The organism is Streptomyces sp. NBC_01689 (assembly GCF_036250675.1).
GTDB lineage: Bacteria > Actinomycetota > Actinomycetes > Streptomycetales > Streptomycetaceae > Streptomyces.
Genome location: NZ_CP109592.1, coordinates 5,526,923 through 5,541,730, shown reverse-complemented (window position 1 = coordinate 5,541,730; position 14,808 = coordinate 5,526,923). Strand labels below are relative to the sequence as shown.

General features: G+C 73.5%; 11 protein-coding genes. 2 read left to right on the top strand and 9 right to left on the bottom strand.

Going from position 1 to position 14,808, the window contains the following annotated elements; genetic code table 11:
* Positions 1–474: 474 nt before the first annotated feature.
* On the top strand, positions 475–1,503 hold the full coding sequence (locus tag OG776_RS23625; RefSeq protein WP_148008968.1) for an isopenicillin N synthase family dioxygenase: 1,029 nt from the start codon (positions 475–477) through the stop codon (positions 1,501–1,503).
* A gap of 60 nt (positions 1,504–1,563) precedes the next feature.
* Here the strand turns inward: OG776_RS23625 and OG776_RS23620 are convergent, their stop codons facing one another.
* The gene (locus OG776_RS23620) at positions 1,564–2,664 is read right to left on the bottom strand and encodes a citrate synthase 2 (RefSeq protein WP_148008969.1); all 1,101 of its coding nucleotides are present in this window, start codon (positions 2,662–2,664) and stop codon (positions 1,564–1,566) included.
* A gap of 422 nt (positions 2,665–3,086) precedes the next feature.
* On the opposite strand from OG776_RS23620, the gene pdxH reads away from it, so the two are divergent.
* Positions 3,087–3,725, top strand: coding sequence for a pyridoxamine 5'-phosphate oxidase (gene pdxH / locus OG776_RS23615; protein WP_148009458.1), 639 nt, complete (start codon positions 3,087–3,089; stop codon positions 3,723–3,725).
* A gap of 12 nt (positions 3,726–3,737) precedes the next feature.
* Here the strand turns inward: pdxH and OG776_RS23610 are convergent, their stop codons facing one another.
* The 8 genes from OG776_RS23610 to OG776_RS23575 form a co-directional block, all read right to left on the bottom strand.
* Complete coding sequence (locus tag OG776_RS23610) at positions 3,738–4,475, bottom strand: TetR/AcrR family transcriptional regulator (protein WP_329322502.1); 738 nt, start codon at positions 4,473–4,475, stop codon at positions 3,738–3,740.
* The gene (locus tag OG776_RS23605) at positions 4,463–5,197 is read right to left on the bottom strand and encodes an enoyl-CoA hydratase family protein (protein ID WP_148008970.1); all 735 of its coding nucleotides are present in this window, start codon (positions 5,195–5,197) and stop codon (positions 4,463–4,465) included. Before OG776_RS23605 ends, OG776_RS23610 begins: the two co-directional genes overlap by 13 nt.
* Positions 5,194–6,759: a 4-coumarate--CoA ligase family protein gene (locus tag OG776_RS23600; RefSeq protein ID WP_148008971.1), complete on the bottom strand. Its 1,566-nt coding sequence runs from the start codon at positions 6,757–6,759 to the stop codon at positions 5,194–5,196. Before OG776_RS23600 ends, OG776_RS23605 begins: the two co-directional genes overlap by 4 nt.
* A gap of 127 nt (positions 6,760–6,886) precedes the next feature.
* On the bottom strand, positions 6,887–8,047 hold the full coding sequence (locus tag OG776_RS23595) for an acyl-CoA dehydrogenase family protein (RefSeq protein WP_148008972.1): 1,161 nt from the start codon (positions 8,045–8,047) through the stop codon (positions 6,887–6,889).
* Positions 8,044–9,960, bottom strand: a complete 1,917-nt coding sequence (locus OG776_RS23590) for an acetyl/propionyl/methylcrotonyl-CoA carboxylase subunit alpha (RefSeq protein WP_329322501.1) — start codon at positions 9,958–9,960, stop codon at positions 8,044–8,046. Before OG776_RS23590 ends, OG776_RS23595 begins: the two co-directional genes overlap by 4 nt.
* 11 nt (positions 9,961–9,971) lie before the next feature.
* Entirely contained in the window at positions 9,972–11,579 is a 1,608-nt protein-coding gene (locus tag OG776_RS23585) for an acyl-CoA carboxylase subunit beta (protein WP_148008974.1), read from the bottom strand.
* Positions 11,576–13,288: an acyclic terpene utilization AtuA family protein gene (locus OG776_RS23580; protein ID WP_329322500.1), complete on the bottom strand. Its 1,713-nt coding sequence runs from the start codon at positions 13,286–13,288 to the stop codon at positions 11,576–11,578. The genes OG776_RS23585 and OG776_RS23580 overlap by 4 nt, the downstream gene beginning before the upstream one ends.
* Positions 13,285–14,094, bottom strand: coding sequence for a TIGR03084 family metal-binding protein (locus OG776_RS23575; protein ID WP_329322499.1), 810 nt, complete (start codon positions 14,092–14,094; stop codon positions 13,285–13,287). The genes OG776_RS23580 and OG776_RS23575 overlap by 4 nt, the downstream gene beginning before the upstream one ends.
* Positions 14,095–14,808 lie beyond the last annotated feature (714 nt).

Below are 14,808 nucleotides of genomic sequence, written 5' to 3'. Positions count from 1 at the left end.
GTTCCTAAGGTGTGGTGCACACGAGAGAGGAGGTGGTTCGGCAGATGTATCCCAACCGGACGCGTGAGGTGGCTGCGGGCTAGCGGCCCGTCACCACATCCAGTGCGGTGCCGGACCCGCGCGTGAAGCAGCGCGCAGCCGGCCCAATCTCCAGCAGTCACCCGACCCGCGAGTTCGCCGGTACGTCCGGCCGGCTCCTCCGCCGCGAGGCGAAGGGACCCGAACTCGCGGGTCGCCTGCGTTGTACGGGGTGTGTGAGGTGGGACACACACGTTTCTGAGGGTCCGCAGTATTCTCGGTCCATGCTTCCGATGCTCGTTCGACGCCGACACGTGGACTACGTGCGCGTCACGAGCATGGGCTGTCGGCCCAGCGCCTGACCCTCGCCCTCACCTTTCTCTCCTCCGGCACCCGTGGCCCCGCCCCATCCCCGGCGGCCCCCCGGGCACCCCGTACACCCCGCGGACGCACCCCATGACGACGTACCCGTCCTCCTCGCCGTACCAGCAGCTCCCGATCATCGACCTCTCCGCGGCCGGCCGCGGCCCCCAGGCGCGTGCCCTGCTGCACGCGCAACTGCACAGCGCCGCCCACGACGTCGGCTTCTTCCAGCTCGTCGGACACGGGGTGACCGCGGCCGAGACCGACGCCCTGCTCGGCGCCATGCACCGCTTCTTCGCCCTGCCCGAGGCCGACCGGCTCGCCCTCGACAACGTCGGCTCGCCGCATTTCCGCGGTTACACCCGCACCGGCGACGAACGCACGGGCGGCAGCCAGGACTGGCGGGACCAGCTGGACATAGGCGCCGAGCGGCCCGCCCGGCGCCCCGGCGCGGACGAGCCCGCCTACTGGTGGCTGCAGGGCCCGAACCAGTGGCCCGCCGCGCTGCCCGAGCTGCGGACCGCCGCCCTGGCCTGGATCGACCGGCTCGGCTCCGTCGCGGCACGGCTGCTGCGCGAACTGCTCACCGCCATCGGGGCACCCGCCGACTTCTACGAACCGATCTTCGGGGACCGGGCCCATCCGCATCTGAAGCTCGTGCGCTATCCGGGGAGCGCGGGCGACGGCGCCGGCCAGGGCGTGGGCGCGCACAAGGACTACGGGTTCCTGACGCTGCTGCTCCAGGACAGCGTGGGCGGACTCCAGGTGCAGCGGGCGGACGGCCGCTTCCACGACGTGCCGCCCCTGCCGGGTGCCTTCGTGGTCAACCTGGGCGAGTTGCTGGAGGTCGCCACCGACGGCTACCTGCTCGCCACCAACCACCGGGTCGTGAGCCCGCCCGGGGCCACCGAGCGCTTCTCCGTGCCCTTCTTCTACAACCCCCGCCTCGACGCCCGGGTCGAGCCGCTGGTCTTCCCGCACGCGTCCGCCGCGCCCGGGATCACCGACGACCCGACGAACCCGCTCTTCGCCGAGTACGGGTTCAACGAGCTGAAGGGCAAGCTGCGCGCCCATCCGCTGGTCGCCGCCCGTCATCACGCGGGACTGCTCACGCCCGCGTGACGACCGACGGCCCCGGACCCACGACCGGCGGCCCCATGACCGGTGGCCGTGGGAGGCGGCTCAGTGGGCGATGCGCTCGTACCCCTTGATCTCCTGCGGGCCGCGCGGGCCGGGACCCACGTAGTGCGCGGACGGCCGGACGAGCCGTCCCGTGCGCTTCTGCTCCAGGATGTGCGCCGACCAGCCCGCGGTGCGGGCGCAGGTGAACATCGAGGTGAACATGTGCGCCGGGACCTCGGCGAAGTCGAGGACGATGGCGGCCCAGAACTCGACGTTCGTCGCCAGCACCCGGTCCGGCCGGCGGGCGTGCAGCTCCGCCAGGGCCGCCTTCTCCAGCGCCTCGGCCACCTCGAAGCGGGGGGCGCCCAGATCGCGCGCCGTACGGCGCAGCACCCGCGCGCGGGGGTCCTCGGCGCGGTAGACGCGGTGACCGAAGCCCATCAGGCGTTCCCCCTGGTCCAGCGCCTGCCGGACGTACGCCTCGGCGTCCCCGGTGCGCTCGATCTCCTCGATCATGCCGAGGACGCGGGAGGGGGCGCCGCCGTGCAGCGGGCCCGACATCGCGCCCACCGCCCCGGAGAGCGCGGCCGCCACGTCCGCGCCGGTCGACGCGATGACACGCGCGGTGAAGGTGGAGGCGTTCATGCCGTGCTCGGCGGCGGACGTCCAGTAAGCGTCCACGGCGGCCACGTGCTTGGGGTCCGGCTCGCCGCGCCAGCGGATCATGAACCGCTCGGCGATCGAGTGCGCCTTGTCGATCTCGCTCTGCGGGACCATCGGACGGCCCTGGCCGCGGGCGGACTGGGCGACGTACGAGAGGGCCATGACCGCGGCCCGGGCGAGGTCCTCGCGGGCCTGTCCCTCGTCGATGTCGAGGAGGGGCTTGAGGCCCCAGACGGGTGCGAGCATGGCGAGCGCGGACTGGACGTCGACACGGATGTCACCCGAGTGGACGGGGATCGGGAACGGCTCGGCGGGCGGCAGGCCCGGGTTGAACGCGCCGTCGACGAGGAGTCCCCAGACGTTTCCGAAGGAGACGTGACCGACCAGATCCTCGATGTCGACGCCCCGGTACCGCAGGGCGCCGCCCTCCTTGTCCGGTTCGGCGATCTCCGTCTCGAACGCGACGACTCCTTCGAGTCCGGGTACGAAGTCGGACATCAGGCGGCTCCTCATGATGTGTGCGACGGGGGGTCTGCGGGCGGGTGGTGCGATGGACCGTGCCGTGGGAGACCTGCGGCGGTGACGGGTGGTCGACGTCCGGTTCCACGGTCGGCTCATGGACTCGTGGTCCGGTACGTCATCCCGGTGATGCCCCGTGCGGCCGGCGGTCACCCCACCGGAGCGGCAGCAGCACGATAACCCCGGGTGCCACCTTTGGGGAGAGCGCGCGGCACTCAGTGCCACGCAGTGATGAACCCCACTCCCGCCGAGTGGGGGCCGAAGTACGGCAAGATGACCGCGTGAACGACCGTTACCCGGATGAATCCGCGGAGCCCCTCGTCCAGCGCGCGGCCGAGGCCGCCGCAGAAGAACAGGCCGCGGACGGAGCCGCGGCCGAACCCGGTACCGACCCGGCCGCGATGCGCGCCCACTACCGCGCCGAGGGATTCCTGGAGTCCGGTCTCGCCCCGCACCCCATGGACCAGTTCGGCCGCTGGTTCAGGCAGGCCGCGCAGGCCGCCGCGCAGGGCGTGGTGTACGAACCGAACGCGATGGTCGTGTGCACGGCCGACGCCGACGGGCGGCCCAGCTCCCGCACGGTGCTGCTCAAGCAGTACGACGAGCAGGGCTTCGTCTTCTACACCAACTACGAATCCCGCAAGGCCCTGGAGCTGGCCACGAACCCCTACGTGTCGCTGCTCTTCCCCTGGCACCCGATGGCCCGCCAGGTCATCGTCACCGGGACGGCCCGCCGTACCGGCCGCGACGAGACGGCCGCGTACTTCCGGACCCGTCCGCACGGCTCCCAGCTCGGTGCCTGGGCCAGCGCTCAGTCCTCGGTCGTCCCCTCCCGCTCCGCGCTCGACGCCTCCTACGCGGAGCTGAGCGCCCGCTACCCCGAGGGCGAGCAGGTCCCGGTCCCCCCGCACTGGGGCGGCTTCCGCGTCGCCCCCCGGACGGTCGAGTTCTGGCAGGGCCGCGAGAACCGCCTCCACGACCGGCTCCGGTACACGGCGGAGCCGGACGGCGGATGGACGGTGGAGCGGCTCAGCCCGTGACCCCGGCCCCGCTCACTCCAGCACCCCGTTCAGGATCACGCCCCACTGCGCGACCACCCGCTCCCGGCGGGCCGTGTCGTCCGTGAGGAGATGGGCGAGGCCCAGCCCCCGGGACATGTCGAGGAGACCCTGGACGGTCTCCCGTACGCCCGGGCGGGACTCGTCCGCGGCCAGCAGGTCCACGGCGATCCGGTGGGTCTCGCGGCCGACGCGGGCCTCCAGTTCGGTGACCCTGACGCGGAGCTGCTCCTCGTCGGAGGCGGCCACCCACAGGTGGAGGGCGGCGCGGAAGAGCGGGCCCGTGAAGAGGTCGACGAGGGCCGCGACGACGGCGCGCCGGTCCGCGGCACCTTCCGGGAAGAGGGCGCGCAGGGCCGTGGAGCGTTCCTCGGCGACGTACTCCACCGCCGCCGTGAACAGGTCCTCGCGGGTCGGGAAGTGGTGCTGGGCGGCGCCCCGGGAGACCCCGGCCCGTTCCGCGACGACGGCGACCGTGGAGCCCGCCCAGCCGTGTTCGGCGAGACAGGCCACTGCGGCGGCCAGCAGCCGCTGCCGGGTGGCCCGGCTGCGGTCCTGCTTCGGGACGTGCGCGGGACGGGAGCGGCGCGAGCCGTGCGCGCTCGGGGGGCCGGTCCGGTCCGTGTGTCCCGCGTGCCCGGTGGGTTCCGGGTCCGTCGCGTCCTGTGGACCCGCGGGGTCCGTCGCGGCCGTCGCGTCGTCCGAGGCTTCCGCCGTGTTCACACCACCCATGCGGGATCCCGTCGTTCGAGGAAGGCCGTCATCCCCTCGCGGGCCTGCGCGGAGGAGAACAGCTCGGCCGAGAGCGCCGTCAGGGCGACCGCGTCCCGGTCGAAAGCCTCCAGCACCTTAGCCGTGAGCAGCCGTTTCGTCTCGGCGAGGCCCTGCGGGGAGGCCCGGCGCAGGCCGTCCAGGACGGGGGCGAGGACCGCGTCGGCGTCGTCGCCTGCCGCGGTCAGCAATCCCGTGCGCACCGCCTCGGCGGCGTCGAGGCGTTCGCCGGTGAGGTAGTAACGGGCGAGGGCGCGGGGGTCCGTGCGGGACAGCAGGGGCAGCGAGATGACAGCGGGCGCGACCCCGATGCGGACCTCCGTGAAGGCGAAGGTGGCCGCGCCGGAGGAGACGGCGATGTCGCAGGCGCCCAGCAGGCCCAGACCGCCCGCCCGGACGTGCCCGGTCACCCGGGCCACCACCGGTTTGGGCAGCTCGACGATCCGCCGCAGCAGTCCGACGAGCGCGTCCGGCTGGGGCGGGTCGCGCAGGTCGGCACCCGCGCAGAACGTGTTGCCGGTGTGGGTGAGCACGACCGCGCGGACGTCGTCGTCCTCGCCGCACCGCGCGAGCCCTTCGGCGAGTTCGGCCACGAGCGCGGACGACAGCGCGTTGCGGTTGGTGGGCGAGTCGAGGGTGAGGACGGCGACGGCGCGGTCGAGGTCCGCGTGGACGAGGGTCACGACCGGCCCCGCAGTTCCCTGCGCAGGATCTTCCCCGAGGCGGCCCGGGGCACCTCGTCGACGAAGGTGACCGCTCGGACCCGTTTGTACGGGGCGACGCGCTCGGCGACGTACATCATGACCTCTCCCTCGGACAGCTCGGTGGCGGAGCGCTGACGCACCACGTGGGCGTGCGGGACCTCGTTGTTGTCGTCGTTGTAGACCCCGACCACGGCGGCGTCCGCGATGCCCGGGTGGGTCAGCAGCAGTGCCTCCAGTTCGGCGGGCGCGACCTGGAAGCCCTTGTACTTGATGAGTTCCTTGACCCGGTCGACGACGAACAGCCAGCCGTCCGCGTCCACGTACCCGACGTCCCCGGTGTGCAGCCAGCCGTCCGTCTCGATCATCTCGGCGGTGGCGTCGGGGCGTCCCAGGTAGCCCTTCATCACCTGGGGGCCGCGGATGACGATCTCCCCGGCCTCGCCGACGCCGAGTTCCCTGCCCGGGTCGTCGAGGGAGAGGATCCGCATCTCGGTGCCCGCGACGAGCCTGCCCACCGTTCCCGGGGGCGCGTCGGCGGCGTCCAGCGGTACCAGGTGGGTGCACGGGGAGAGTTCCGTCATGCCGTAGCCCTGGCCGATGGGCGGGATGCCGAGCCGCTCGGCGCAGGCCAGGGCGAGCCGGGCGTCCAGGGGCGCGGCGGAGGAGATCACGTACTTCAGGGACGACAGGTCGTAGCCCTCGACGGCCGGGTGCTTGGCCAGCGCGAGCACGATCGGCGGGGCCACGAACAGGCCGGTGATGCGGTGCCGTTCGATGGCCGTGAGGAAGGTGTCGAGGTCGAAGCGCGGCAGCACCACGACGGTGGCGCCCTGCCGCAGCGGCGCGTTCATCAGGGCCGTCAGCCCGTAGATGTGGAAGAAGGGCAGCACCGCGAGGATGCGTTCCCCCTCGTCCATCGGCACCGAGCGCGCCACCTGCGCCAGGTTGGTGGCGACGGACCGGTGGGTGAGCATCACGCCCTTGGGCGTGCCGGTGGTCCCGGAGGAGTACGGGAGGGCCGCGATGTCCGTCACGGGGTCGATGTCGACCCGCGGCTCGGGGGCGGTCGAGCCGAGCAGGTCGATCAGCGACCGGTGCCCCGGCGCGGTGTCGCAGACGAAGATCTCCCGTATCCCGCCGGCGAGTTCCGCGGCCTGCCGGGCCGTCTCCAGCAGGGGCGAGACGGTGACGATCCAGGCCGTGGCACTGTCCCGCAGCTGCTTGGCGAACTCCTCGGCGGTGGCGAGCGGGTGCACGGTGGTGACCGACGCCCCCGCGCGGGTGGCGCCGTAGAACACCGTCGGGAACGCGATGGTGTTGGGGCTGTGCAGGGCGAGCACGTCGCCCTTGCGGACGCCGGCGTCGGCGAACGCGGCGGCCAGCCGCCGGTGGAACTGGTCCAGTTGGCCGTAGGTGAGGGTGGTGCCGTCGACGCCGTCGACCAGCGCGGGTGTGTCCCCGCGCTCGGCGGCGCGGCCGAGGACGGCCTCGTGGATGGGTTCCTCGACGGCCGGGACGTCGGCGTACTCGCTGCGGAACACGGGTCCTCCTGGAGCGGCTCGCGGGTAGGACTGGCCGGTGGGCGGCCCGGCGGGGGAACCCGCCGGTGGCGCCCGGGTGGTGCGGCCGCCCGGCGGGCCTCCTCTCGGCGGCCCGCCGGTGCGGCGCTCAGTACGACTTGGGCAGGCCCAGGCTCTGGTGGGAGACGTAGTTGAGGATCATCTCCCTGCTGACCGGGGCGATACGGGCCACCCGGGAGGCGGTGATCAGCGAGGCGAGGCCGAACTCGCGGGTGAGCCCGTTGCCGCCGAGGGTGTGCACGGCCTGGTCGACCGCCTTCACACAGGCCTCGCCGGCCGCGTACTTGGCCATGTTGGCGGCCTCCCCGGCGGCGACGTCGTCCCCGGAGTCGTAGAGGAAGGCCGCCTTCTGCATCATCAGGCGGGCGAGTTCGAGCTCTATGTGGGCCTGGGCGAGCGGGTGGGCGACGGCCTGGTGGGCGCCGATGGGGGCCTTCCAGACGGTGCGTTCACGGGCGTACTCGACGGCCCGGGAGAGCGCGAAGCGGCCCATGCCGATCGCGAACGCGGCCGTCATCACCCGCTCCGGGTTGAGCCCGGCGAAGAGCTGCAGCAGGCCCGCGTCCTCGTCGCCGACGAGTGCCCCGGCGGGCAGCCGCACGTCGTCGAGGGTCAGCTCGAACTGCTTCTCCGCGCTCTGGAGTTCCATGTCGATCTGCCGCCGGCCGAACCCCTCCGCGTCCCGCGGGACGATGAACAGGCAGGGCTTGAGGCTGCCGGTGCGGGCGTCCTCCGTACGGCCGACGACGAGGGTGGCGTCGGCGATGTCGACACCGGAGATGAACACCTTGCGGCCGGTCAGCAGCCAGTCCGCGCCGTCCCGACGGGCCGTGGTGGTGATCCGGTGCGAGTTGGAGCCGGCGTCGGGTTCGGTGATGCCGAAGGCCATGGTGCGGGTGCCGTCGGCGAGTCCGGGCAGCCAGGCGCGCTTCTGTTCCTCCGTGCCGAAGCGGGCGATGACGGTCCCGCAGATCGCGGGCGACACCACCATCATGAGCAGCGGACAACCCGCAGCTCCCAATTCCTCCAGTACCAGGGAGAGTTCGGCGATGCCGCCGCCTCCGCCGCCGTAGGCCTCCGGCAGGTTCACGCCCAGGTAGCCGAGTTTGGCCGCCTCGGACCACAGCTCGGTGGGATGGCGGCCCTCGCGGATGGCGTCGGTCAGGTACTCGCGGCCGTACCGCCTGCCGAGGGCGGCGACGGCGGCGCGCAGGGCGGTGTGCTCTTCGGTCTCTGTCACGGGGCTCATGGGGCCTCCTGAGTACGGAAGGTGCGGGTCGGTCGGGCGGAACGCGGGGTCGCCCGCGGCTCCTGTCCGGGCACGTCGTCGTCCACGACCGCCAGCAGGGCCCCCATCTCCACCTGCCGGCCGGGGGCCACGTGGAGCGCGGTGAGGGTGCCGTCGGCCGGGGCGGAGATCTTGTGTTCCATCTTCATCGCCTCCAGCCAGAGCAGGGGCCGGCCGGCCTCCACCCGGACCCCTTCGGCGAGGCCCTCGGCCACCCGGACCACGGTGCCGGGCATCGGCGCGAGCAGGGACCCGGGGGCGTGGTCGGCGGTGGGGTCGGGGAAGCGGGGCAGCGCGGTGAGCACGGTGGAGTTCACGTGGACCTGGTCGCCGTGGCGGGCGACCCGGAACCGCTTCCGCACGCCGTCCACTTCGAGCACGACGAGATCCGCGTCGGCGCGCACCACGCGCACCCCGTCGGCGGAGAGCCCCTCCCGGGTGTGCCGGTAGTGGACCTCGTGTTCCTCTCCCGCCACGAGGTAGCGCCTGATCTGCGGCTGAGAGGGCAGGTTGCGCCAGCCGCCGAACCGGGAACGGCCGTGCGCGGCGGCGAGGGCGGCGGCCAGCGGCGCGTACGGGTCCGCGGCGGGCGGCGTGAGCGTGGCGAGGTGACGGTCGTAGAACCCGGTGTCCATGCGGCCCTCGGTGAACTCGGGGTGCCGCAGGGAGCGGACGAGCAGATCCCGGTTGGTGACCGGGCCGTGGATCTCCGCCCGCTCCAGGGCGCCCGACAGCGCGCGCAGGGCCCCCACGCGGGTGGCGGCGTGGGCGACGGCCTTGGCGAGCATCGGGTCGTAGTGCACGCCGATCCGGTCGCCGTCCCCGTAGCCGGTGTCCAGACGGACGGAGTCCGGTACGGCGAGGCGGTGCAGGGTGCCGGTCTGCGGGGCCCACGCGTTCGCGGGGTCCTCGGCGTACAGGCGGGCCTCGACCGCGTGCCCGCGGGCGGGGGGCGGGGCGTCGTCGAGCGCGGCGCCCTCGGCGACCTGGATCTGCAGCGCGACCAGGTCGATCCCGAAGACCGCCTCGGTGACGGGGTGTTCGACCTGGAGACGGGTGTTCATCTCCAGGAAGTGGGCGGTGCCGTCCGCGATCAGGAACTCGACGGTCCCGGCGCCCACGTAGTCGACGGCGCGGGCGGCGCGCACCGAAAGGTCGTACAGCGTGTCGGTGAGCCGCTGCCCGAGCCCGGGGGCCGGGGCCTCCTCGATCACCTTCTGGTGGCGGCGCTGGAGCGAGCAGTCGCGCGTCCCGAGCGTCCAGACCGTGCCGTGCGTGTCGGCGAGGATCTGCACCTCGACGTGGCGGCCGCCCTCCACGTACGGCTCGACGAAGACCTCGCCGTCGCCGAACGCGCTCAGCGCCTCGGCCCGCGCCGCCTCCAGCTCCGTCTCCAGAGCGGCCAGTTCGCGCACGATCCGCATCCCGCGCCCGCCGCCGCCCGCGGCCGCCTTGACCAGCACCGGGAGGTCGTCCTCGGTGACCTCGACCAGGGGGGCGAGACCCATCAGTTTCTTGGCGCGGGTCTTGGACGCCATCGCCTCGATCGCCTCGGGCGGCGGCCCGATCCAGACCAGGCCCGCGTCGAGGACGGCGCGCGCGAAGTCCGCGTTCTCGGAGAGGAAGCCGTACCCGGGGTGGACGGCGTCCGCTCCGGCGTCCAGGGCCGCCTTCACGACCAGGTCGGCGCGGAGGTAGGTCTGCGCGGGTGTCACGCCCGGCAGCCGCACCGCCGCGTCCGCCTCCCGTACGTGCAGGGCGTCCTCGTCGGCGTCCGAGTGCACGGCGACGGTCCGGATCCCGGCCGCCCGGCAGGTGCGGAAGACCCGGCAGGCGATCTCCCCGCGATTGGCCACGAGTATCGAACTGATCATGGTGTGGGACCTCACATCCGGAAGACGCCGAAGCCGCCGCGCGCGCCCTCGAAGGGCGCGGTGTGGATCGCGGACAGGCACAGGCCGAGGACGGTGCGGGTGTCACGGGGGTCGATCACCCCGTCGTCGTACAGCCGCCCGGACAGGAACATCGGCAGGGACTCCGACTCGATCTGCTGCTCCACCATGGCGCGCAGGGCGGCGTCGGCCTCGTCGTCGTACGGACGGCCCTTGGCCGCCGCGGACTGCCGGGCGACGATGGACAGGACGCCGGCGAGCTGCTGGGGGCCCATGACGGCGGACTTGGCGCTCGGCCAGGCGAACAGGAAGCGCGGGTCGTAGGCGCGACCGCACATGCCGTAGTGACCGGCTCCGTAGGAGGCGCCCATCAGGACGGACAGGTGGGGGACCCGGCTGTTGCTCACCGCGTTGATCATCATCGCGCCGTGCTTGATGATGCCGCCCTGCTCGTACTCCCTGCCGACCATGTAGCCGGTGGTGTTGTGCAGGAAGAGGAGGGGGATGTCGCGCTGGTTGGCGAGCTGGATGAACTGGGCGGCCTTCTGCGACTCGGCGCTGAAGAGCACGCCCTGGGCGTTGGCCAGTATCCCGACGGGGTAGCCGTGCAGCGTCGCCCAGCCCGTGGTGAGGCTGGTCCCGTAAAGGGGCTTGAACTCGTCGAAGTCCGAGCCGTCGACGATCCGGGCGATGACCTCGCGCGGGTCGAAGGGGTGCTTGAGGTCGCCGGGCACGATCCCCAGCAGCTCCTCCTCGTCGTGCACGGGAGGGGCCGCCGGTCCCGGGTCGGGGTACGCCTTGCGGTGGTTGAGCCGGGCGACGACGCGGCGGGCCTGCCGGAGCGCGTCCCGCTCGTCGACGGCGAAGTGGTCCGCGAGACCCGACACCCGCGCGTGCATCTCGGCGCCGCCGAGGGACTCGTCGTCGCTCTCCTCGCCGGTGGCCATCTTCACCAGCGGCGGACCGCCCAGGAAGACCTTCGCCCGCTCCTTCACCATGATCACGTGGTCGGACATGCCCGGGACGTACGCGCCGCCCGCGGTCGAGTTCCCGAAGACCACGGCCACGGTCGGGATGCCCGCCGCCGACAGCCGGGTCAGGTCGCGGAAGATCGCGCCCCCGGGGATGAAGATCTCCTTCTGCGACGGCAGGTCGGCGCCGCCCGACTCGACCAGGCTGATGCAGGGCAGCCGGTTGGCGAGGGCGATGTCGTTGGCCCGCAGCGCCTTCCTCAGGCTCCACGGGTTGCTGGCACCGCCGCGCACCGTCGGGTCGTTGGCGGTGATCAGGCACTCGACGCCCTCGACCACCCCGATCCCGGTGACGAGCGAGGCGCCCACCGTGTACGCGGGGGCGTCGCTTCCCCAGGCCGCCAGCGGCGACAGCTCCAGGAAGGGGGTGTCGGGGTCGAGCAGCAGCTCGATGCGTTCACGGGCGAGCAGCTTGCCGCGCTCCCGGTGCCGGGCGACGTACTTCTCGCCGCCGCCCGCGAGCGCCTTGGCGTGCTCGGTGTCCAGCGCGGCGAGCTTTTCGAGCATCGCCTCGCGGTGGGCGGTGTGTTCAGGGCTGCTGGCGTCCAGGGAGGACGCGAGGACGGTCACAGGAGTGCCTCCGGTATGTCCAGGTGGCGGGAGCGGAGCCATTCGCCGAGGCCCTTGGCCTGGGGGTCGAAGCGGTGCTGGGCGGCGACGCCCTCGCCGAGGATTCCCCGGACGACGAAGTTGAGGGCGCGGAGGTTGGGCAGCGCGTGGCGGACGACGTCGAGGCCGGCGCTCTCGGGGATCAGGCTCCGGAACCGTTCGACGGTCAGCTCGTGGGCGAGCCAGCGCCACGCGGCGTCCGTGCGGACCCAGACACCCACGTTGGCGTCGCCGCCCTTGTCGCCGCTGCGGGCACCGGCCACCCGTCCGAGGGGGGCGCGGCGCGTCGGCCCGGCGGGCGGCGGCCCGGGCGGGGCGGGGCGCGGCGCCGGTTCCACTGCCAGGGTGTCGCGGGCCGGGGCCACCGGGATCCGGCGCCCGTCCGGGAGGACCGCGACCTGCTCCACGGCGTCCTGGGGGACGCGGGAGTCCTCGAACACCCCGTACGGCGAGCCCTTTCCGGGCGGCGCCAGGACATGGAAGCCGGGATAGCTCGCCAGGGCCAGTTCGACGGCCGCCCCGCCGAGCGTGCGGCCGACCGCGTCCTGGCCGGGGTCCCGTACGACGAGACGCAGCAGGGCGCTCGCGGTCTCCTCGGTGGGGGCGTCCGCCCGGTCGGTCCGGGAGAGCTCCCAACGCACCTCCGCCGGGCGCGCCTTGGCCGTGTCGAACGCGGTCTCCATCTGGTCCCGTACGAGCGCGGCCTTCGTCTCGATGTCGAGCCCGGTCAGGACGAAGACGACCTCGTTGCGGAAGCCGCCGAGACGGTTCAGGCCGACCTTGAGGGTGGGCGGCGGCGCCTCGCCCCGGACGCCCGAGATCCGCACCCGGTCGGGGCCCTCCTGGGAGAGCGTCACCGAGTCGAGGCGGGCGGTGACGTCGGGGCCCGCGTACCTGGCGCCGGACGTCTCGTAGAGGAGTTGCGCGGTGACCGTGCCGACGTCCACGACGCCGCCCGTGCCGTCGTGCTTGGTGATGACGCTCGTGCCGTCCTCGTGGAGTTCGGCGAGCGGGAATCCGGGACGGCGCAGCAGCCGCGCGGGGTGGTCGCCGAAGAAGGCGTAGTTGCCGCCGGTCGCCTGGGTGCCGCACTCCAGGACGTGCCCGGCGACGACGGCACCCGCGAGACGGTCGTACGCGTCCGGGGCCCAGCCGAAGTGCGCGACGGCCGGCCCGGTGACCAGCGCGGCGTCCGTGACCCGGCCGGTCACGACGATGTCCGCGCCCTCGCGCAGACAGGCGGCGATCCCCGCGCCGCCGAGGTAGGCGTGCGCGGCGAGGGCGCCGGGGTGGCGGTCGGTGAGGTCGTCCCCCTCGACATGGGCGACGCGCACCGGGACGCCCAGCCGTTCGGCCAGCTCCCGCACGGCGCCGGCGAGTCCGGCGGGGTTGAGGCCGCCCGCGTTCGCCACGACGCGCACGCCCCGCTCGTGTGCGAGGCCGAGGCACTCCTCCAGCTGCCGCAGGAAGGTGCGCGCGTAGCCGCCCGCCGGGTTCTTCAGACGGTCGCGGCCGAGGATGAGCATCGTCAGCTCGGCGAGGTAGTCGCCGGTGAGGACGTCCAGGGGCCCGCCGGTGAGCATCTCGCGCATCGCGTCGAAGCGGTCGCCGTAGAAGCCGGACGCGTTGCCTATCCGCAGGGCGCCCGGGGAGGAGGGACCGCCGCTCACCGGCCCCGCTCCTGCGTCCGCGCCCGCCCGGGCCGCCGTCCGTCTCCCGGCGGCCCGGCGAAGGCCTGGGCGATGTCCAGCCAGCGGTCGGCGTCGGGGCCCTGCGCGCGTACGGCGAGGTCGGCGCGGTGGGCGCGCTGGGTGACCAGGAGACAGAAGTCGAGGGCGGGACCGATGACCCGCTGGGGCGCGTCCTCGGGTCCGTACGTCCACAACTCCCCGGCGGCGCTCTCCAGTTCGACGCGGAACTCGCCGTCCGGCGGGGTGAGTCCGCGCACCCCGAAGGCGAAGTCCCGTGCCCGCACGCCGATCCGCACCACGTGCCGGAGCCGGTCCGTGGGGGTGCGGGTCACCCCCAGCGCGTCCGCCACGTCCTGCCCGTGGGCCCAGGTCTCCATCAGCCGGCCGGTGGCCACGGAGGCCGCCGACATGGGCGGCCCGTACCAGGGGAAACGGGTTCCGGCGGGGGCGGCGCGGAGGGACCCCTCCAACGCCCGGCGCCCCGAACGCCAGTCGGCGAGCAGTTCGGCGGGCGGCCGGGCCGCGCCCTCGTCGGCGCCCTCGTCCACGAACCCGCCGGGTGCGGCGATCGCCTTCTCGACCTCCTTCGCGAAGGCCTCCGCGTCGGTCACGGCGAGCAGCGCGGAACGGTCGGTCCAGGCCAGGTGGGCGATCTGGTGGGCGACGGTCCAGCGCGGGGCCGGGGTGGCGAGCCGCCACCGCTCCTCGGTCAACCCGCCTACCAGCAGGTCGAGTTCCTCGCTCTCCCGATGCAGATCGTCGATCACGGACGACGGGTCGGACACGATGGCGCTCCCTCGGGGCACGACGGTGTGCGGGGTCCTGCGCGGTGCGTTCTGGAGCATGGCAGCGGGCGGAGAAACAATCAAGCGTGCTTGCATTGATCGGGGGCGGGATGTTTGAGCGAGCGTCGGGATCGGCCCCCGGTCTCCGGTCCCCGCGCCAGGGGCGCTGCGCCCCCTGGACCCCCGCCTTCGCCCGAAGGGCTCGTCCTCAAACGCCGGACGGGCTGGAGATGCGGGCCCGCGCTCACAGGTCGCGTACGGGCTGGGGATGCGAGGCCGCACTCGAAGGCCGACGGCAAGGTCAGGTATTTCAGCCCGTCCGGCGCTTGAGGACAAGGCCGTTCAGGCCGAAGCGGGGGTCTGGGGGCGGCAGCCCCCAGGGCAAGGGCAGCGGGGACCTGGGGACGGACCCCGGCAGCACGCCCTCCGACGCCCGCCTTCCGGCACGGGCGCACATCTCCAGCCCGTCCGGCGTTTGAGGACGAGGCCGTTCAGGCCGACGGGCGCCGGGGGGCGGCAGCCCCCAGGGCAAGGGCAGCGGGGACCTGGGGACGGACCCCGGCAGCACGCCCTCCGACGCCCGCCTTCCGGCACGGGCGCACATCTCCAGCCCGTCCGGCGTTTGAGGACAAGGCCGTCCAGGCCGAAGCGGGGGTCCGGGGGCGGCAGCCCCCAGGGGCACGGAGGCCGACGGCCACCACACCACACACGCCC